This is a genomic window from Salipiger sp. ABF4_146 (assembly GCF_056161345.1).
In genome coordinates this window covers 26,854-45,438 of sequence record NZ_JBSWYX010000012.1, presented here as the reverse complement: position 1 = coordinate 45,438, position 18,585 = coordinate 26,854, and the positions used below count along the sequence as shown (strand labels likewise).

Annotated in this window: 15 protein-coding genes; 8 read left to right on the top strand and 7 right to left on the bottom strand. The window is 66.3% G+C overall.

Annotated elements, in window-relative coordinates; translation table 11 throughout:
- Window positions 1-15: 15 nt before the first annotated feature.
- A complete protein-coding gene (locus tag ACXAJT_RS17590) occupies window positions 16-1,254 on the bottom strand; it encodes an N-acetylmuramoyl-L-alanine amidase (RefSeq protein ID WP_475237319.1) in 1,239 nt (412 codons plus the stop codon).
- A 113-nt stretch (window positions 1,255-1,367) separates the two neighbouring features.
- Window positions 1,368-2,513 (bottom strand): pyridoxal phosphate-dependent aminotransferase, encoded by a 1,146-nt coding sequence (locus ACXAJT_RS17585; protein ID WP_475237318.1) that lies wholly within the window; start codon window positions 2,511-2,513, stop codon window positions 1,368-1,370.
- 67 nt (window positions 2,514-2,580) lie between these two features.
- On the opposite strand from ACXAJT_RS17585, the gene ACXAJT_RS17580 reads away from it, so the two are divergent.
- On the top strand, window positions 2,581-3,915 hold the full coding sequence (locus ACXAJT_RS17580) for a M48 family metalloprotease (RefSeq protein WP_475237316.1): 1,335 nt from the start codon (window positions 2,581-2,583) through the stop codon (window positions 3,913-3,915).
- A gap of 39 nt (window positions 3,916-3,954) precedes the next feature.
- Window positions 3,955-4,743: a DsbA family protein gene (locus tag ACXAJT_RS17575; protein ID WP_475237315.1), complete on the top strand. Its 789-nt coding sequence runs from the start codon at window positions 3,955-3,957 to the stop codon at window positions 4,741-4,743.
- A gap of 3 nt (window positions 4,744-4,746) precedes the next feature.
- On the opposite strand, the gene ACXAJT_RS17570 is transcribed toward ACXAJT_RS17575, so the two are convergent.
- The 4 genes from ACXAJT_RS17570 to hemA form a co-directional block, all read right to left on the bottom strand.
- Entirely contained in the window at window positions 4,747-6,123 is a 1,377-nt protein-coding gene (locus tag ACXAJT_RS17570) for a sensor histidine kinase (RefSeq protein WP_475237313.1), read from the bottom strand.
- 4 nt (window positions 6,124-6,127) lie between these two features.
- A complete protein-coding gene (ispG, locus tag ACXAJT_RS17565; RefSeq protein WP_475237311.1) occupies window positions 6,128-7,261 on the bottom strand; it encodes a flavodoxin-dependent (E)-4-hydroxy-3-methylbut-2-enyl-diphosphate synthase in 1,134 nt (377 codons plus the stop codon).
- 133 nt (window positions 7,262-7,394) lie between these two features.
- Window positions 7,395-9,077, bottom strand: coding sequence for a helix-turn-helix domain-containing protein (locus ACXAJT_RS17560; RefSeq protein WP_475237309.1), 1,683 nt, complete (start codon window positions 9,075-9,077; stop codon window positions 7,395-7,397).
- 261 nt (window positions 9,078-9,338) lie between these two features.
- The gene (gene hemA, locus ACXAJT_RS17555) at window positions 9,339-10,562 is read right to left on the bottom strand and encodes a 5-aminolevulinate synthase (RefSeq protein WP_475237308.1); all 1,224 of its coding nucleotides are present in this window, start codon (window positions 10,560-10,562) and stop codon (window positions 9,339-9,341) included.
- 414 nt (window positions 10,563-10,976) lie between these two features.
- On the opposite strand from hemA, the gene ACXAJT_RS17550 reads away from it, so the two are divergent.
- Entirely contained in the window at window positions 10,977-12,356 is a 1,380-nt protein-coding gene (locus ACXAJT_RS17550; RefSeq protein WP_475237471.1) for a M20/M25/M40 family metallo-hydrolase, read from the top strand.
- A gap of 332 nt (window positions 12,357-12,688) precedes the next feature.
- Entirely contained in the window at window positions 12,689-13,231 is a 543-nt protein-coding gene (locus tag ACXAJT_RS17545; RefSeq protein ID WP_475237307.1) for a hypothetical protein, read from the top strand.
- 77 nt (window positions 13,232-13,308) lie between these two features.
- Here the strand turns inward: ACXAJT_RS17545 and ACXAJT_RS17540 are convergent, their stop codons facing one another.
- Window positions 13,309-14,181: a glycosyltransferase family 2 protein gene (locus ACXAJT_RS17540; protein ID WP_475237306.1), complete on the bottom strand. Its 873-nt coding sequence runs from the start codon at window positions 14,179-14,181 to the stop codon at window positions 13,309-13,311.
- 128 nt (window positions 14,182-14,309) lie between these two features.
- Here ACXAJT_RS17540 and ACXAJT_RS17535 point away from each other — a divergent pair, with 128 nt between their 5' ends.
- The 4 genes from ACXAJT_RS17535 (at window position 14,310) to ACXAJT_RS17520 (ending at window position 18,497) form a co-directional block, all read left to right on the top strand.
- A complete protein-coding gene (locus ACXAJT_RS17535; protein ID WP_475237305.1) occupies window positions 14,310-15,068 on the top strand; it encodes a hypothetical protein in 759 nt (252 codons plus the stop codon).
- Between the two features lie 119 nt (window positions 15,069-15,187).
- Window positions 15,188-16,378, top strand: a complete 1,191-nt coding sequence (locus tag ACXAJT_RS17530) for a cytochrome b/b6 domain-containing protein (protein WP_475237303.1) — start codon at window positions 15,188-15,190, stop codon at window positions 16,376-16,378.
- 265 nt (window positions 16,379-16,643) lie between these two features.
- Window positions 16,644-17,681, top strand: a complete 1,038-nt coding sequence (pyrC, locus tag ACXAJT_RS17525; protein ID WP_475237302.1) for a dihydroorotase — start codon at window positions 16,644-16,646, stop codon at window positions 17,679-17,681.
- Between the two features lie 138 nt (window positions 17,682-17,819).
- Window positions 17,820-18,497, top strand: a complete 678-nt coding sequence (locus ACXAJT_RS17520; protein ID WP_475237301.1) for an orotate phosphoribosyltransferase — start codon at window positions 17,820-17,822, stop codon at window positions 18,495-18,497.
- The last annotated feature ends 88 nt before the right edge of the window (window positions 18,498-18,585 follow it).

The window sequence follows — 18,585 nt, the reverse complement described above, 5'->3', positions numbered from 1 at the left end:
CGGCACCTGAGAGGGCTATTGCCGCCGCAGCCGCGCCAGCGCCTCGTCTTCAATCGCCCAAGCGTCGATGCCGTCGCGAATGCCCGCCGCCATGCCCGCGCGCCACGCCGGGTCCTGCAGGTGGTGCAAGTCCTCGGCGGTCGACAGAAATCCGACCTCGATCAGCACCGAGGGGATGTCGGCAGCCTTCAATACCGAGAACCCGGCCTGCCGCAGCGGGCGCTTGTGCACCTGTCCGACAGCGTTGCGGATGCCCTTGACCACTTGCCGCGCCAGCGCCTTGCCGCGCGGCGCATTGTCAAGCCGGGCCAGATCCATCAGCACGTTGGCCACGCGATCGTCAGAGCCCGACAAGTCGAGCCCGGCAAGAATGTCGTCCCGGTCGTGCCTTTCCGCGAGCGCCGCCGACGCCGCGTCCGAGGCGTCTTCGGCCAGCGTATAAACCGTGGCGCCATGGGCGATGCCCTGCTCGATGGCGTCGGCATGCAGCGACACGAACAGGTCGGCCCGTACGTCATGCGCCAGCGCCACCCGCGCCTCGAGCGAGACAAAGACATCTTCGTCGCGCGTCATCAGCACCTCGTAGCCCGCGCGGCGCAGCACATCGCGCAGATCACGCGCGAAGGTGAGCATGAGCTCAGCCTCGGCGTGGCCGTCGCGCTGCGCGCCGGGGTCAATGCCGCCGTGGCCGGGATCGAGCACGATGCGCAGCGGCGCCCCGGGCGCGCGCAGAGGGGCCGCCTTGGCCTTGGCTTGCGGCAGATCCCAGCGCGGATCGCGCGGCTGGCCCGATTGCGCCGCCATCTCTTCGGCGCTCGCCCTGCCGAGGGTCAGGCGCAGCGTGGCGCGGCCGGTCTCTTCGGAGATTTGCATTCCGGCCTTGTCGATGGTCATCGGCTGCGACAGCTCGGCCACCAGCCGCGACCAGCCCGAGCGGAACGGCCCCATGCGCAGCGCCGCCACCGCCTCGGCGCGATCCATCGCCGCGGCATCGGCGCCGGTCCAGTCGACCTCGCGGAAGTCCAGTACCAGCCGCGCCGGGTCGGTCAGCGTGAAGGCGCGCCACGGCACGCCTTGGCTGAGGTCCAGCGACAGTTCGGCACCGCCACGCCCCCTGTCTTCGGCGCCGCCGCCCAACAACCGCGCCTGCCCTCCCAGCCCGGCGTTCTGCGCCTGCGCACCGCTGGTGCCGAACGTTGTGCCGAGCGCGGCGCACAGCACGCCCGCCGCGATGATCCGGAAAATACTGCTCATCCGCCCGTCTGTCTTTTTGTGGTTGGGCCGAAGCCTAGCAGCCCGACGCCGGATTCGCACGTGGTTCGCAGCGGCGAGATGATCACGTTGCAGCGCGACCTAGCGCCGCCGCCTCAGCCGCGGCTGTCCATGAACGCCTTGAGCCGCGCAAGACCTTCCTCGATTTCTGCCGTGCCGCGGGCGTAGGAAAAGCGCAGCGTCCCTGCGCCGCGCGCCGGGTCGAAGTCCAGCCCCGGCGTCACCGCCACGCCGGCCTTGTCGAGGATCTCGGCGGCGAAGGCCCGGCTGTCGTCGGTCAGGTGGCTGACGTCGGCATAGACGTAAAAGGCGCCATCCGGCGGGGCGATACGGTCGAACCCGGCCTGCGGCAGCCCCTCCATCATCAGCGTGCGGTTCTTGGCATAGACCGCAAGGTTCGCCTGCAGCTCTTCGGTGGCATCCATCGCCGCGAGCGCCGCCACCTGCGAGGCGTTGGGCGCGCAGATGAACAGGTTCTGCGCCAACCGCTCGAACTGGCGCACCTGCGCCTCGGGCACCACCAGCCAACCGACCCGCCAGCCGGTCATCGAGAAATACTTCGAGAAGGAGTTGATCACGCAGACCTCGTCCGAGACCTGCAGCGCGGTCACCGGCTTCTTGTCGTAATCGATGCCATGATAGATCTCGTCCGAGAGGAAGGCCGCGCCGCGCGCTTGCACCGTCTCCACCAATGCGGCCAGTTCCGGCTTGCCAAGCATGGTGCCCGTGGGGTTGCTGGGCGAGGCGACCATGGCGCCCTCGTAGCCCACGCCCGCAAGATCCTGTGGGGTCAGTTGATAGCGGTTCTCGGCGGCGGTCTGCACCTCGATGGGGCGCAGATCGAGCGCCTTGAGGATCTGCCGGTAGGACGGGTAGCCCGGAGCGCCCAGTGCCACCCGATCGCCCGCATCGAAAAGCGCCGAGAAAGCGAGGATGAAGCCACCCGACGAGCCCGGCGTGACCACCACGCGCTCGGGGTTGAGATCAACGTCATACCACTCGCCGTACAGCCGCGCGATGCGGGCCCGCAGTTCGGGGATGCCAAGCGCCACGGTGTAGCCAAGCGCATCATGCTCCATCGCCTTGGCCAGTGCCTTGCGGGCGGCCTCGGGCGCGGGGGAACTGGGCTGGCCCACTTCCATGTGGATGATGTGACGGCCCGCCGCTTCGGCGGCGCGCGCCTGCTCCATCACATCCATCACGATGAAGGGATCAACTGCCCCGCGGCTTGAGTTTCGCATGTCTTCCTCCCATGGTGACCCGGCACGACGCCTCCGGGCGAAGTACGAAGCTTCCGAGGGAGGGTCAATGCCGCGCGCCGCGCTGCGCTTCGTTGCAACGCTCTGCGCCCTGGCCCTTTTGCTGGCGGCGCCCCCGGCGCGTGCGGCCACGCTTCTGCGCGATGCCGACATCGAACATGCACTGTCCCAACTGAGCGCGCCGGTGCTGCGCGCCGCCGGGCTGAGCCCGGGACAGGTGCGGGTGATGGTGGTGCAGGATAATCGCCTGAACGCCTTCGTCGCCGATCCCAGCCATATCTTCGTGCATTCCGGGCTGATCATGAAACTGCCAAGCGCCAAGGCGCTGCAGGCGGTGCTGGCGCATGAGGCCGCGCATATCACCGGCGGGCACATCGCCCGCCGCGCCGGCAACATGCGCGCCGCGCGCAACGCCGCCGGGCTGGGCATGGTACTGGCGGCTGCCGCCGGGGCGGCTTCGGGCAACGCGAGCGCCGCCGCAGGGCTGATGATCGGCACGCAAAGCTCGGCGCTGCGCAGTTTCCTCGGCCACACCCGCGCCGAAGAAAGTTCAGCCGACATCGCCTCGGTGCGCACGCTGGTCAGCGCCGGGATCGATCCGCGCGGCGCGCTGCAGGCGCAGGAGCTGTTTCTTGGGCAGGAGGCGCTGAACGTCGGGCGGCAGGATCCCTATATGCAAAGCCACCCGCTGACCCGCGACCGCTTCCGCAGCCTCGAGGCGCTGGTCGCCGGTGCCAAGCTGCCGGAACGCGACGACCCGGCGGCGCAATACTGGTTCCTGCGCGCCCGCGGCAAACTGTCAGCCTTCCTGCGTGCGCCGCGGTGGACGCTCGACCGGCTCGACCGCAGCGGCAGCCGCGACATCGCCTTGATGCGCGAGGCGGTGGCGCGGCACCGGCAATCCGATCTGGGCGGCGCGCTGCGGGCCATCGACGGTGCCATCTCGCTGCGGCCGGACGATCCTTACTTTCGCGACCTGAAGGGGCAGATCTTGCTGGAATCGCGCCGCCCCGCCGATGCTGCGCGCGTCAGCGAACAGGCTCGGCGGCTGGCCCCGCGCAATGCCCAGATCCTCGGCGGGCTGGGCCGGGCGCAACTGGCCTCGCAACAATACGGCCCCGCCCTGCAAACCCTCGAAGCCGCGCGCGGGCGCGACTGGGCCGATCCGCGCATCCTGCGCGATATCTCGGTGGCCTATGCCCGCGCCGGCAACACCGGCATGGCCTCGGAGGCCACGGCGCAGCGCTATGCGCTGCAAAACCGGATGGAAGACGCCGCGATCCACGCCAAACGCGCTGTAGATCTGCTGCCACGTGGCTCGGCCCCGTGGCGCCGGGCGCAGGATGTGATAGACGCATCCGAGCGCGCCGCAAGGAAACGCTGAGACCGCCCGATGCGGGCGCCCCTGACCGACGGAGACAAGATGCAACCCCTTTCGACCCGACGCACCACGCTTCGCCGCGCCGCCGCCTCGCTGGCCGTGGCCACCGGCCTGATGGCCCAGCCCGTGCTGGCCCAGAGCCTCGATCTCGAGAACCTCACCCCCGAGCAGCGCGAGGCGTTCCGCGCAGAGGTGCGTGAATATCTGCTCGACAACCCCGAGGTGATCATGGAGGCGGTCAGCGCGCTCGAGGCCAAGCAGCAGCAGCAGCAGGCCGCCGCCGACGAGGACCTCGTCGCCGACAACGCCGACGCGCTCTTCGACGACGGCTACAGCTGGGTCGGCGGCAACCCCGACGGCGACGTGACCATCGTGGAGTTTTCCGACTACCGCTGCGGCTACTGCCGCAAGGCCTTCCCCGAGGTCGAGGAACTTGTGGAAAGCGACGGCAACATCCGCATCATCATCAAGGAGTTCCCGATCCTCGGGCAGGACAGCGTGACCTCCTCGCGCTTTGCACTGGCGACGATGCTGGTCGAGGGGCCGGACGCATACAAACAGATGCATGACGCGCTGATCTCGCTCAATCAGGAACCGACCGAGCCGGTGCTGTCGCGGCTGGCAAGCACGCTGGGTCTGGACGCCGATGCGATCCTTGCGAAGATGAGCGACCCCGAGGTCGACCGCCGGATCAAGGAGACGCACGAACTGGCGCAACGGCTGCAGATCAGCGGCACGCCGACCTTCGTGTTTGGCGACCAGATGCTGCGTGGCTACGTGCCCATCGACGGCATGCGCCAAGTGGTCGACCAGGTCCGCAGCGAGAGCTGAGTTCTACGCTGCCGGTCCGGCGACTCCGGTCGCCGGACCCAGACCATGCCCCTCATCCCGCTGCCCGGCGGCATCGGCATCAGCCTCGCGCACCGGCAGGCACAGCCGCGCATGGGTGCCCCGCCCGCGCGGCGCCGCGCTTAGATCAAAGCTGCCGCCCGACTGCTCGGCAAAGCCCCGAAGCATCGCCAGACCAAGCCCAGAGCCCTGTCCAACCGGCTTTGTGGTGAAGTATGGCTCGCACACCAGCGGCATCAGCTCCGCGGCGATCCCCGGCCCGCTGTCGCGCAGCTCAAAGCACACCTGCGTGTCACTCTCCTGCCCGCGCCGCGAGACACGCAATTCCAGCGTGCCGCCGTCCGGCATCGCATCGCAGGCGTTCTTCACCAGTTCCATCAGGCAACTCTGAAGGCGCGGGGCGTCCACATGAACCACGGGAAGATCAGGCGCCACGGACAGCGTCAGCCGATGCGCGGGACGCAAGAGTGTCTCGGCGCACCGTTTCAACTCGCGCGCCTGCGCGGCAGGCTGCACCGGCAATGGGCTGAGCGGCGCGCGACTGGCCGTGGCAAGCAATTGCCCGGTCAGTTCGGCACCGCGCCGGGCGGCGCTTTCGGCCTCCGCCATCAGCTCATCCCGCTCGCCTGCGCTGCCCGACAGACGTGCCAGTTCGATATTGCCCAGAGCTGCGGTCAGTAAGTTATTGAAATCATGCGCGACACCGCCGGTCAGCTGTTCCAGCGCGCGGCCCCGGGCCTGCGCCAACGCCGCGCTTGCGGCAATCTCCAGTCTCTCGCGCGTACGCAGCGCGCTCCACGCGACGCGGCAGAAATAGAGATAGCAGATCACGAGCGCCGCGCTGATCATGATCGTGTCGGCACTGCCGGGATCGCCCCACCAGAGCCAGCCCGCCCGCGCCAGAATGCCGACCGCCATCAGCGACAGGTCCAGAACCAGCAGCAGGCGCATCTGCACCCGGTAGGACAGCGTGTTGAGCAACGCCACGAAGACGAACATCAGCGACAGGATCGACAGCGCCGGTTCGCCCTGCGTCCAGAGGATCAGGCCGCCGGCGATATACATCAGGCCGGACAGGATCATCGTCGCCACCGGCAGCAACAGCCGGCGGCGATAGCCGCTGTCGGGAAGCGAGGTCACGACGAGGAAATGCAGCCCGAAGACAAAGATCATGCCGACGAGCCATGGCAGCATCAGCGGCACATCCATGAACCCCCAGATCGCCAATGAGGCGAGGCTGACAAGAGCGATGCTCATCAGCCCCTGCGCACGGCGCAGCCCCTCAAGGCCGCGAAGCGCGGTGAAGTCCAGCAGTTGGCCAGCGGGCGGGATCACCCCCTCCAGAGCGCTCGCCCGCTGCACCCGCCTACTCCGCAGCCTGTGCTTCGGCGGCCTCTGCGGCTTCGAGCTGGGCGGCCTTCTTCTCGACCTCCTCGACGATGTGGTCGATCATCTGGTCGTTCGACATCTTGTGGCTGGCCTTGCCCGCCAGATAGACCATGCCCGATCCGGCGCCGCCGCCGGTGAAGCCGACGTCGGTCATCAGCGCCTCGCCCGGTCCGTTGACCACGCAGCCGATGATCGACAGCGACATCGGGGTCTTGATGTGCTCTAGCCGCTCTTCCAGCGTCTCCACCGTCTTGATCACGTCGAACCCCTGCCGCGCGCAGGACGGGCAAGAGATGATGTTGACGCCGCGGTGGCGCAGGCCAAGCGATTTCAGGATCTCGTAGCCGACCTTGATCTCTTCGACCGGATCGGCCGAGAGCGAGACGCGCAGCGTGTCGCCGATGCCCATCCACAGCAGCTGGCCAAGGCCAATGGCGCTTTTGATGGTGCCGGAGGTCAGGCCGCCCGCCTCGGTGATGCCAAGGTGGATCGGCTTGTCGGTCGCCTCGGCCAGCCCCATGTAGGCGGCCGACGACAGGAAGACGTCAGAGGCTTTGACGCTGATCTTGAACTCGTGAAAGTCGTTGTCCTCAAGAATGCGGATGTGGTCGAGCGCGCTTTCCACCATCGCCTCGGGGCACGGCTCGCCGTATTTTTCCAGCAGATGCTTTTCGAGGCTGCCGCCGTTCACCCCGATGCGCATCGAGCAGCCGTTGTCGCGCGCCGCCGCGATGACCTCGCGCACGCGCTCGGGGCTGCCGATGTTGCCGGGGTTGATGCGCAGGCAGGCGGCACCGGCAAGCGCGCTTTCGATGCCGCGCTTGTAGTGGAAATGGATGTCGGCAACGATCGGCACCGGGCTTTCGCGCACGATCTCCTTCAGCGCCTTGGAACTGGCCTCGTCGGGCACCGAGACGCGGACGATGTCGGCCCCGGCTTCGGCGGCGCGCTGCACCTGATCGATGGTTGCCTTGACGTCGGTGGTGACGGTGTTGGTCATGGTCTGCACGCTGATCGGTGCATCCCCGCCCACCGGCACATTGCCCACCATGATCTGCCGGGATTTGCGGCGCTCAATGCTGCGCCAGGGGCGGATCGGGTTGTGGCTCATGCGGAAGGACCCTCCTGAGGGCAGTCGTTTGTACTCATATCCAACATAGACCCCGCCGCGCCATGAAACCAGAGGGGCCCTGCCTTGTCCGCAAGGGAATGGATCGCGATGGCGTGAAGCCCGGCGCGCCGGCTCAGTCGGCGCGCACCATGTCGCTGGACAGTTCGGCCACCACGCGCTCGAGATCGGCATCGCGGCTGATGTCGGCCACTTGATAGGCGCTGGTCAGGTGATCGACCGACAGCTGCAGGTTCTTGGTGACCGTGCCGCTGGCCCCGACCGGGCCATAGGTCTGGCCGTTGACCGCGAAATACACCGCGCCGGATTCACCGACGCGCACGTTTGCCGGATCCTGCGTTGCGGGGGCCGTCCACGTGTCACCGGCGCGCATGGTCTTTTCGAAGATCACCGAGCCATCGGCCGAGCGCACCCGCACCCAAGCCGGGCGCACGGCGATCATCGTCACGCCGGGGGCGCTGTCCTGCAGCACCTTGGGCGCACCGGGCTGCGTCGTGGCGTCGGGCGCGACCTGCGCCAACTGTGTCTGCGGCGCTTCGACCGGCACGATGCTCTCGTTCAGGTCCGCAAGCACGCGCTGCAGATCACCGTCCTGCTGCGGATCGGCAGGCTGATAGGCGGCGGCGACCACTTCGGGCACCAGTTCCACGTCGCGGGTCACCTGCCCCTTGGGACCGAGCGGACCAAGCGTGCGGCCGTTGGTTGCCAGATAAAGCGCACCCGACTCGCCCACGGTGAGGTTCGCGCCGGTCTGGCCTTCAGGCACGGTCCAAGTGTCACCCGGCTCCATCACCCGCTCGTAAAGAACGCCGCCCTCACCGTCGCGCACCCGTACCCATGCGGGGCGCACGGCCACTAGCGTCACGCTTTCGCTGTCGAGCACGGTGCGCGGCAGCGCCGTCTCGTCGGGCTGCGCCGCATCGCCGGACAGACCAGCCACCTGCAGCACCGCGTCCGCGGGATTGGTGTCGACCTGCGGCAACTGGTTGCGCGCGGCCTGAGCAAAGGCCCCCACAGTCGAGGGATCGAGCGACGAGATCGGTGCGTCACGCGCCACAAGAACCGGAACGTCGAGCGCCTTGGGCCGGTAAAGCCGGTCCAGCGCCTCGTTCGACGGCGGCGAGAAAGGCCCTGCCCCCTCGGCGCTGGCAACCTCTTCGCCTTCGCTTTCGTCGGAGATTTCGTCAGCGCCCTGGACCGGATCGAGATCGCTCAGCACCAGCGGCGTCTGGTCCACAGGCGCGACCTGCACGCGCTGGACCTCGCGCAGTACGGCAAAACCGCCGTAGCCAATGCCGCCCAGCAGAGCGACCAGCACTAGCAACGACCCGATCGCGCCGGGCTCGATGCGCGAGAAGAAGGATTCGCCTGCGGGCACGAAGGGCATGCGCGGCTGTTCAAAGATGTCGCGCGCCATTGGCGCGGGCATATCGCCCTGCCCCTTGCGGATCGTCGAGGCCTTTTCCGACATGCCATGCGCGACGGCAAAACCGCTCTCTTCGCAGAAGAGGCGGTAGCACTCGTCGGGGTCCATGTTCAGATAGCGGGCATAGGAACGCACATATCCGGCGATGAAGCCGGGCGTGTCGAACGCCGAAGGATCGCAGTTTTCGATCGCGGCAATATAGCTGGCCTTGATGCGCAGTTCGCGTTGCACGTCGAGCAGGGATTTGCCCATGGTGGCGCGTTCGCCGCGCATGACGTCGCCAAGCCGCAGCGTGAAATCATCGAAACTCCGCGGAGCCGCCTCCGCGTTGAGTTCCTCATCAGACATACGAGGGGAATTACGCCCTATCATGCGTTCCGCCTTGTGCTCCACCGTCCCAGACTGCGCCCGCCAAATCACCGGCTCGCGATTCGGGTCGCGGCCTTTATTGATGGTAGGTTAGCACAGAACAACTGAAATGACAGAAATTCAGGGTATCATCGGCGTTGATCTGCGCAGGCTGCATGGGTTTTCCACAGCGACCTAGCGGCAACACCAGAACAAAACAGGTCCCCGCGATTTAGGAAACCGCCGGGACCGCTTTGGTTGAGTTAGCGCCCAGACCGATCCGGCTCAGGCGCTGAGTTCCTGCCGGTTGAGCGCGCAATGCGACCACAGTTCGTCCATGGCGCGCACCAGCTTGTCCAACTCGTCGGGGCCGTGCACCGGCGACGGGGTAAAGCGCAGCCGCTCGGTGCCGCGCGGCACGGTCGGGAAGTTGATCGGCTGCACATAGATGCCGAACCCGTCGAGCAGCATGTCCGACAGCTTCTTGGTGTGCACCGGATTGCCGACGATCACCGGCACAATGTGCGAGCCGTGGTCGATGATCGGCATGCCCAGCCCCTTCAGCCGCATCTTGAGAATTCTCGCCTGCGTCTGGTGCCGCTCGCGCAGTTCCTGATCCTGCTTGAGATGCGCAATCGAGGCCGCCGCCCCGGCTGCGACCGCGGGCGGGATCGAGGTGGTGAAGATGAAGCCCGGCGCGTAGGAGCGCACCGCGTCACACATTTTCGTCGATGCCGCGATATAGCCGCCAAACACGCCATAGGCCTTGCCCAGCGTGCCATTGATGATGTCGAGCCGGTGCAGCAGGTTGTCGCGCTCGGCAACGCCGCCGCCGCGCGGGCCGTACATGCCGACCGCGTGCACCTCGTCGAGATAGGTCAGCGCACCAAACTCATCCGCCAGATCACACAGCGCCTCGATAGGCCCAAAATCGCCGTCCATCGAGTAGACCGATTCAAAGGCGATCAGCTTCGGCGCGGCGGGATCGTCGGCTTCCATCAGTTCGCGCAGGTGCTGTACGTCGTTGTGCCGGAAGATGCGCTTGGCACCGCCGTTGCGCTTGATGCCCTCGATCATCGAGGCGTGGTTCAGCTCGTCCGAGTAGATGATCAGCCCCGGAAACAGCTTCGGCAGGGTCGAGAGCGTGGCGTCATTGGCGATATAGGCCGAGGAGAAGACAAGCGCGGCCTCCTTCTGGTGCAAATCCGCCAGTTCGGCCTCGAGCCGCTTGTGATAGACCGTGGTGCCCGAGATGTTGCGCGTACCGCCAGAGCCAGCGCCGGTGGCGTCGATGGCTTCGTGCATCGCGGCCAGAACCGCGGGGTGCTGCCCCATCCCAAGATAGTCATTCCCGCACCACACGGTGATCGGCATCTCGCTGCCGTCCTCTTTACGCCATGTCGCGTGGGGGAAACGGCCGTTTTTGCGTTCGATGTCGATGAAGGTGCGATAGCGCCCCTCGGCGTGAAGACGGTCAAGGGCTTCGTCGAGCTTCGCGGTGTAATCCACCGGTATCTCCTTCCTTCATCAATTGTTGGCCGCGTTTATCACGGCGCCCATGTGGTCTAAGGGCCACATTCACGGTTTGGATTGGATACCGGCCACGGCAGTCCATGTCCACGCTTTAGAACGAGACTAAGCGTCGCGCCCTTGATTTGAATCAAGACTTTCGGAGTAACCTTTCAAGGTCGGGTTTCCCATATTGTTCGCCTGACGCGCATCGGCGCAGCCTGTGACCCGAACGCAGCCACGGCGAAACGCCCGCAGCGGCACATGAAATCCCGCCACGGCCCCTTGCTTTCAACGCCCATTCCGCGCTCGGAGGCGTGAAACGCCCGGCGCCTGCGCGCTCTGGACAGTGCCGGGCCGGGTGGTAGGCTCCGCGCAACTCTCAAGAAGGAGCGCCCCATGGCTCAAGAAAACGTGTCCCTCGACACTGTGCTCACCAAGATCGACGCAGACCTTCCGGCCTCGCTCGATCGTCTCCTCGACCTGCTGCGAATCCCCTCGATCTCGACCGACCCCGACTACAAGGACGCCTGCGACAAGGCCGCCGACTGGCTCGTCGCCGATCTGGCCAGCATCGGCGTCGAGGCCAGCAAGCGCCCCACCCCGGGTCACCCGATGGTGGTGGGCCATGTCGACGGGCCGGGCCCGCACGTGCTGTTTTACGGACATTATGATGTGCAGCCGGTCGACCCGCTGAACCTGTGGAACCGCGACCCGTTCGATCCGGCGATCGAAGAGACCCCCAAGGGCAAGGTGATCCGCGGCCGCGGCTCGTCGGATGACAAAGGTCAGCTGATGACCTTCATCGAGGCCTGCCGCGCGTGGCAAGCCGTGCATGGCTCGCTGCCGTGCAAGATCACCTTCTTCTTCGAAGGCGAGGAAGAGAGCGGCTCGCCGTCGCTGATCCCCTTCATGAAGGAGAACGCCGAGGAGCTGAAAGCCGAGATCGCGCTGATCTGCGACACCGGCCTGTTCCAGTCGAAGACCCCGGCGATCATCACCCGCCTGCGCGGCCTGCTGGGTGAAGAGCTGACCATCAAGGCGGCAGACAAGGACCTGCACTCGGGCATGTACGGCGGTGTCGCGATGAACCCGATCCGCGTGCTGACCAATATCCTCGGCGGGCTGTTCGACGAGAACGGTACGATCCAAGTCCCCGAGATCTATGAAGGTGTGCCGGAGCTGCCAGCGGAAATCCTCGAACAGTGGAAATCGCTGAACTTCGATGACGCAGCTTTCCTTGGCGGTGTCGGCCTATCCCAGCCCGCAGGCGAAAAGGATCACCTGCCGATCGAGATGATCTGGTCGCGCCCCACCGCCGAGATCAACGGTATCTGGGGCGGCTACACCGGCGCGGGCTTCAAAACCGTGCTGCCTGCCGAAGCCTCCGCCAAGATCAGCTTCCGGCTCGTCGGCACGCAGGACCCGCAGGCGATCCGCAAGAACTTCCGCGCTTGGGTCGAGGCGCAGGTGCCCGCCGATTGCTCTGTCGAATGGAAGGACCACAGCTGCTCGCCCGCGTCCGAGATGAACACCACCCACCCCGGCTTCGAGGCGGCGCGCAAGGCACTGTCGGACGAATGGCCGGACCCGGCGGCCTATGCGGGCTGCGGCGGCTCGATCCCCATTGCCGGGTATTTCCAGAACATCCTCGACATGGATGCGATGCTGGTGGGCTGGGGTAAGGACGACGACCAACTGCATTCGCCCAACGAGAAATACGACCTCGAAAGCTTCCACAAGGGTATCCGCAGCTGGGCGCGAATCCTCGACGCGATGGCCAACGCCGCCTGAGTTTTCGCCACATAACTGAATAAAACTCTAATGAGGGGCGCAAGTTAGCGCCCCTTTTTCACAATTTCATAAATCCTTTGAATTTCCGGTTAAAACCGCACAAAACCAAACTAATTATCTGATTTCGTTACTTTTTAACGCACTCCAATCCGAAGGGATAGGTGCAGCGCCCGAACGGATCGCCAGTTTCGCCAAGAAGATATCCGTTCCGAGCCATATTCGCCGCCACATTTCGCCACAATCCATTCCTACCGTCGATTCTAACGGGAGCGTCACGACCGCCCCGGTCGGCAGAAAGCCGGCATGAATCTGGCAGAAGGAGCTAGGAAGCAATGAGAGCCTACGCTATCCGCAAGATGACCCAGGCCGACTTTGATGCGCGCGTCAAACGCATCGATCCGCAGTTCGCGCGCTTCGGGCAGCAAGCCGCAGTGAGCCACGCCGCAACGCCGGCAAAACGTCCGATCCTTTCGGGACTTGTCGGATTTGTCTGGGCCGGGGTGGTGATCGCCGTCGCCCGCAATCAGCCGCAGATCGAAGCCAGCCTCGCGCAAGGCAGTCTGCCGCAGGAATATCACGTCTATGTCTTCGGCATGCTCGCCGCGCTGCTGGCCGTCTCCGGCGTTTTGGCGATGCTGCACCTGCTGCGCGCCGTTGGCCGCCGCGCTGCCCGTCGCGGCAATTCGCTCAGCCTCGTCTGCGGCATCGCAGCCGCCATCGCGCTGACGCAGGTACCCGCAGAGGTTTACGAAACCGGCCTCGGCCTGCTTGACGAAAACTCCCGCAGCATGGTGCTCGCCGCCAGCAACTCGGTGCGCGGCCCCGCCGGCCTCGAAATCAGCGGCGCAACCTTCGTCAGCGCCCTCGGCAACTGATCTCCAGCGTCGCAGCCCAGCCGAAACCGGAAAGACCACCACTCACACACCCTCACCCCAAACCCTCGGAGCGCGGCTCAGAACAGGCCAAAGAACCTGTCGGGCAGACAATATTGCCGCGCATCGTCACGCCGCTCGAAATGCCAATAGCCGGTCTCGCCGCGCGGCGCCCAGCTGCGGTGCATGTGGCGGCGCACCTCCGAGAAGTCGAACCCCGCCTCCATCGGCAGTTCGGAAAATCCCCGGAACAGAGCGCGATCTTCGCCGCGCGCCTCGGCGAACCAATGCCGGCCGATCGCTGCCTGTTTGACCCCCACGCCAACCGCCTCGGTCACTGCGTTGCGCCGGTCCATCGCCGCCACATATTGCCCGAAATCACAGTATTTCAGATGAAGCAGGTACAGCGGCTCGGGGGTGAACAGCTTCGACGCCTGCGTGTAATGCCCACCCCGCGCAATCTTGGTGCCCAGCGACAGCACACAGGGCTTCGAGTAATGCGGCGCCAGACGCACATGCCGACGCGGGCCAAGGATGCCGTCATCCGCCGCAAGCGGCTCGCGATCGATGCGATGGATCACCTCCAGCCCCAGCGGCGTCAGCACCCGGCGCAGCGGCTGCTGCGCGAGAAACTCCAGCAGCCCGCCCTCGGCCGGATCCAGCACCACAAGTTCATCCACATCGCCGACGATCACATGCCGGTAGTAACTGCGCAGGCCGTTCACCAGCCCATTCAGCAGCCGCCATCGCTTCATGTCGAACTTCGGATGCGGATCGCCGGGGATGCCGACGAGATTGCAGCCCTGCGCCAGATCCGCAAGCTCGGCGCTGCGCCCATGGTTGACGATATAGCAGTTCTCGCGCCCCAACAGGCGCCCGTAATGGCGCAGCCACGCCTTCAGAAAGAACGTATCGTCGCGCACCATGGTGACGGCGGCGGCCACGGTCTGCATCGTCATCTCCTTGCTGCCACGCAGGCAGGGCGCGCCTGCGCACGTCTCAGCATAGCGCCTTGTGGCGAAAAGAGAATCGCCAATCTGCCGCGCCGCCGCTATCGTGCCCGGCAAAGCACGAGGCCGAGATGATCACCCAGGACTTCCGCGCCGCCGGCTGGCAATTTCACCTGCCCGCGCCGCAGCCCCCCCGCATCACCCGCTATCAGGTGTTCGGCGAACGCAGCTCTGGGACCAATTTCCTCAAGCGGCTGATCGGGCGCAACACGCCGCTGTCTCCGACCGAAGAGCTTGGCTGGAAGCACGGCTTCCCGCAGATGACCGCCATCCCCGCAGACACGCTGATCCTCTGCGTCACCAGAGACGCCGCCAGCTGGGCGCGCTCGATGCACGCCCGCCCCTGGCACTGTCCGCCCGACATGCAGCGCCTGCCGTTTTCCGATTTTATCCGCGCCGAATGGGCCAGCGTGGCCGACCGTCCGCGCTATTTCCCGCAGGTCGCCGCGCTTGGCGGCGCGGGACAGCCGCTGCAGCACGACCGCCACCCGCTCACCGGCGCGCTCTTCCCCGACCTCTTCGCGCTGCGCCGCGCCAAGTTGCAAGGGCTGCTGAGCTTCTTCAACCGCGGCTGCGCGCTGCTCTTCTGCCGTCTCGAGGCCCTTCAGGCAGCGCCGGAAGACTTCCTCGCGGCGCTGAGCGACGGGCTTGCCCTGCCCCAGGCAGACGCGCCGTTTCGCCCGGTGCGCAAGCGTCTCGGCAGCCGCTTTCTGCCTGCGGTGCCCGAGCCGCGCCCGTCCACGCCGCAACAAATCTCAGAGACCGACCTCGCATTTCTGCGCAGCCGCCTCGATCTGCACCTCGAAGCGGCACTCGGCTACCGTTACTGATCAGCGACTTACGCGGAGGCTCTGCCACGCGCACGGGATCTGTGCATCCGCGCAAATTGCGCTGCGGCGCGGCATCGCCAATCTTTACCGGCAACAGAAGCCCGAGCCCGGAGACCCCGATGCCCCTCGCCAACACCAAGACCGCCTATGGCGCCGTCACGCGCAGTCTGCACTGGCTGACCGCGCTCGGCATCCTGATCATGATCCCGCTGGGCTGGATCGCCCATTTCGCCCCTTGGGAGACCGAAGCCCAGCTCGCCGTGAAGGCGCAGCTCTTCTCGGCGCACAAAACCATCGGCGTGGCGCTCTTCTTCATCGCGCTGTTCCGCATCCTCTGGTCGCTGACCCAGACCAAGCCCACACCGCTGCACCCTGAGCGCCGGGCCGAAGTGCTGGCCGCCGAGAGCGTGCACTGGCTGCTCTATTCCACCTTGGTCATCGTGCCGCTGTCGGGCTGGGTGGAACATGCCGCCACCGAAGGCTTCGCACCGATTTTGTGGCCGTTCGGACAGGACCTGCCTTTCGTGCCCAACTCCGACGCTGTCGCTGAAACCGCCGCCTCGGTGCACTTCCTCGCGCAATGGCTGCTGGTCGGCGCGCTGGCGCTGCACGTGGCAGGGGCGCTGAAACACGCGGTGATCGACCGTGACGGCACTCTGGCGCGCATGCTGCGCGGCGCCGAGGGCGGCAGTCACGCCGCGCCGCACATGGTGCTGCGCCCCGCCGCCTTTGCCCTCGCGGCCTGGATCGCGGTGATCGGCGGCGGCGCAGCCGCGGGCATGTTCTCAACCGAAGACACCCCCGCAACGCCGCAACTGGCCGAGGCGCAATCCGACTGGCAGGTCACCGAAGGCACGCTCGGCATCAGCCTCGTGCAAATGGGCAACCAGATCGACGGCAGCTTCGCCGACTGGACCGCCGAGATCGCCTTTGAGCCGCGCGAGACCCCGGGCAAGGCCGGCGAGGTTACCGTCCAGATCGCCATCCCGACGCTGACCCTCGGGTCGGTCAGCAAACAGGCGATGGGCGCGGATTTCTTCAACGCCGAAGACTTCCCCACCGCCACTTTCGCCGCCGACATCCTGCGCGGAGAAAACGGCTACGAAGCGCAGGGCACGCTCAGCCTCAAGGGTGCCGAGGCACCGGTCACCCTGCCCTTCGACCTGACGCTCGACGATGGCGTCGCACAGATGCAGGGCCGTACCACGCTCGACCGCCGCAATTATCAGATCGGCGACAGCATGGCCGATCCCGATCAACTGAGCTTCGATGTCTCGGTCGATGTAGCGCTCACCGCGACGCGCAACTGAGCGGCGGGCGCGGCGCGCACCACCTCGCGCCGCGCCTGGCCGCGATGCTCCGATGTGCGTATTTGGAAAGAGAAGAAGTCCGAACCACACCCAAGGACCCTTCTTCTCTTTAAAAATACGCGTGGGGGTGAGGCGCATCGCGCCGAGGGGGCAGCGCCCCCTTTCTGCCTCCGAGACCCTTTCACCGTTGAGGGGGGGCTCCCGGATGCAGCCGCAGCGCGCAAGATATCTGGCCCAGCCAGCGCGGGCGTGGTACTGCGCGCGCATGACCCAGATCACGATCCGCCGACCCGACGACTGGCACCTGCACCTCCGCGATGGCGAGATGCTGGCCGGCATCGCTCCTGAATCCGCCCGCCACTTCGGCCGGGCGATCATCATGCCCAACCTCGTCCCGCCGGTGGTGACCGGGGATGACGCCGCCGCCTACCGCGCGCGCATCCTCAAGGCCCTGCCCGAAGGCAGCGGCTTCACCCCGCTGATGACGCTCTACCTCACCGAGACCACCGACCCGGCGGATGTGGCGGCGGCGCATGAGAGCGGGCTGATCACCGCGCTGAAACTCTACCCGGCCGGGGCCACCACCAATTCCGCCTCTGGCGTGCGCGACTTCGACAAGGTGCGCCCGGTGCTCGAACTGATGGCCGAGCGCGGCATCCCGCTTTGCGTGCACGGCGAAGTGGTGGACAGCGACATCGACATCTTCGACCGCGAGGCGGTGTTCATCGACCGCGTGCTCGACCCGATCCGCCGCAGCACGCCCGGTCTGCGCGTGGTCATGGAGCATATCACCACCAAGCAGGGCGTCGACTACGCCCGCGCTGGCGGCGATGACCTCGCGGCGACGATCACCACGCACCACCTGGTGATCAACCGCAACCACATCCTCGTCGGGGGCATCAAGCCGCATTACTACTGCCTGCCCGTCGCCAAGCGCGAAGAGCACCGGCTGGCCCTGCGCGAAGCCGCGACCTCGGGGGATGCCAGTTTCTTCCTCGGCACCGACAGCGCCCCGCACGCTGATCCGGCCAAGGAAAGCGCCTGCGGCTGCGCCGGCTGCTTCACCGCCACCAATACGCTCTCGGTGCTTGCCGAGGTCTTCGAACAGGACGGGGCGCTGGACAAGCTCGAGGCCTTCGCCTCGCGGAACGGCCCGGCCTTCTACCGCCTGCCGGTGAGTGAAGAGACGGTGACCCTGACCAAAGGCGATCCGGTCACCTATCCCGAAAAGATCGAAACCGGCGCTGGCCCTGTGACCGTGTTCGACCCGGGCATGCCGCTGCACTGGCGGGTCGAAGACTGACAGACGCGGGGGGCGCTGCCCCCGCACCCACCGGCGTATTTTTTCGAACAATGAAACAGGGCGGCGGCGCGCGATGCGCCCTTCCCGAACGCGCGCTTTCACGCTAAGGCGAGCGCGGTTTTTCAAAGGAGCTGCCCCATGATCCCCTCGTCCTATCCCTCGCAAGAAGAAATGGCCCGGCTGACGGCCCGGATGCTCTGGGAGATCGGCGCGGTGCACTTCATGGAAGGCGAGCCCTTCAAGCTGGCCTCCGGCCTGCCCTCGCCGGTCTACATCGACTGCCGCACGCCGATCTCGCACCCCCGCATCCGCACGACGCTGATGGACTTCCTGACCGTCACCGTCATGCGCAACGCCGGCTTCGAGGCCTTCGACAACATCGCCGGTGGCGAGACCGCGGGCATCCCCTTTGCCGCGCTGGTGGCCGAGCGCATGGCGCTGCCGATGACCTACGTGCGCAAGAAGCCCAAGGGCTACGGTCGCAACGCCCGCATCGAGGGCAAGATGACCGAGGGCCAGCGCGTGCTGCTGGTGGAGGATCTGACCACCGATGGCGGCTCGAAGCTCAGCTTTGTCGATGCGATCCGCGAGACCGGCGCCTCCTGCGCCCATACCGCGGTGATCTTCTATTACGGCATCTTCCCCGAGACTACGAAGACGCTCGGCGATCACGGCGTCGAGCTGCACTATCTGTGCACATGGCACGATGTGCTGGCCGAGGCCAAAGAGCGTGGCGGCTTCGAGCCCGAGACGCTGGCCGCGGTCGAGGCCTTCCTCGAGGACCCGCGTAAATGGCAGGCGGAAAACGGCGCATAAGCCGATTTTCCCGGCGCGGAGGGGCCTCCCCTCCGCGCGCAGCCTTCTACCAAATGTTGCGAAATTTCGCGATCCTGCTACGATATCG

Coding starts and splice junctions, on each gene's coding strand:
- ACXAJT_RS17590 (WP_475237319.1), bottom strand. CDS start 1,254: ATGAGCAGTATTTTCCGGATCATCGCGGCGGGCGTGCTGTGCGCCGCG.
- ACXAJT_RS17585 (WP_475237318.1), bottom strand. CDS start 2,513: ATGCGAAACTCAAGCCGCGGGGCAGTTGATCCCTTCATCGTGATGGAT.
- ACXAJT_RS17580 (WP_475237316.1), top strand. CDS start 2,581: ATGCCGCGCGCCGCGCTGCGCTTCGTTGCAACGCTCTGCGCCCTGGCC.
- ACXAJT_RS17575 (WP_475237315.1), top strand. CDS start 3,955: ATGCAACCCCTTTCGACCCGACGCACCACGCTTCGCCGCGCCGCCGCC.
- ispG (WP_475237311.1), bottom strand. CDS start 7,261: ATGAGCCACAACCCGATCCGCCCCTGGCGCAGCATTGAGCGCCGCAAA.
- ACXAJT_RS17560 (WP_475237309.1), bottom strand. CDS start 9,077: ATGATAGGGCGTAATTCCCCTCGTATGTCTGATGAGGAACTCAACGCG.
- ACXAJT_RS17545 (WP_475237307.1), top strand. CDS start 12,689: ATGAGAGCCTACGCTATCCGCAAGATGACCCAGGCCGACTTTGATGCG.
- ACXAJT_RS17540 (WP_475237306.1), bottom strand. CDS start 14,181: ATGCAGACCGTGGCCGCCGCCGTCACCATGGTGCGCGACGATACGTTC.
- ACXAJT_RS17535 (WP_475237305.1), top strand. CDS start 14,310: ATGATCACCCAGGACTTCCGCGCCGCCGGCTGGCAATTTCACCTGCCC.
- ACXAJT_RS17530 (WP_475237303.1), top strand. CDS start 15,188: ATGCCCCTCGCCAACACCAAGACCGCCTATGGCGCCGTCACGCGCAGT.
- pyrC (WP_475237302.1), top strand. CDS start 16,644: ATGACCCAGATCACGATCCGCCGACCCGACGACTGGCACCTGCACCTC.
- ACXAJT_RS17520 (WP_475237301.1), top strand. CDS start 17,820: ATGATCCCCTCGTCCTATCCCTCGCAAGAAGAAATGGCCCGGCTGACG.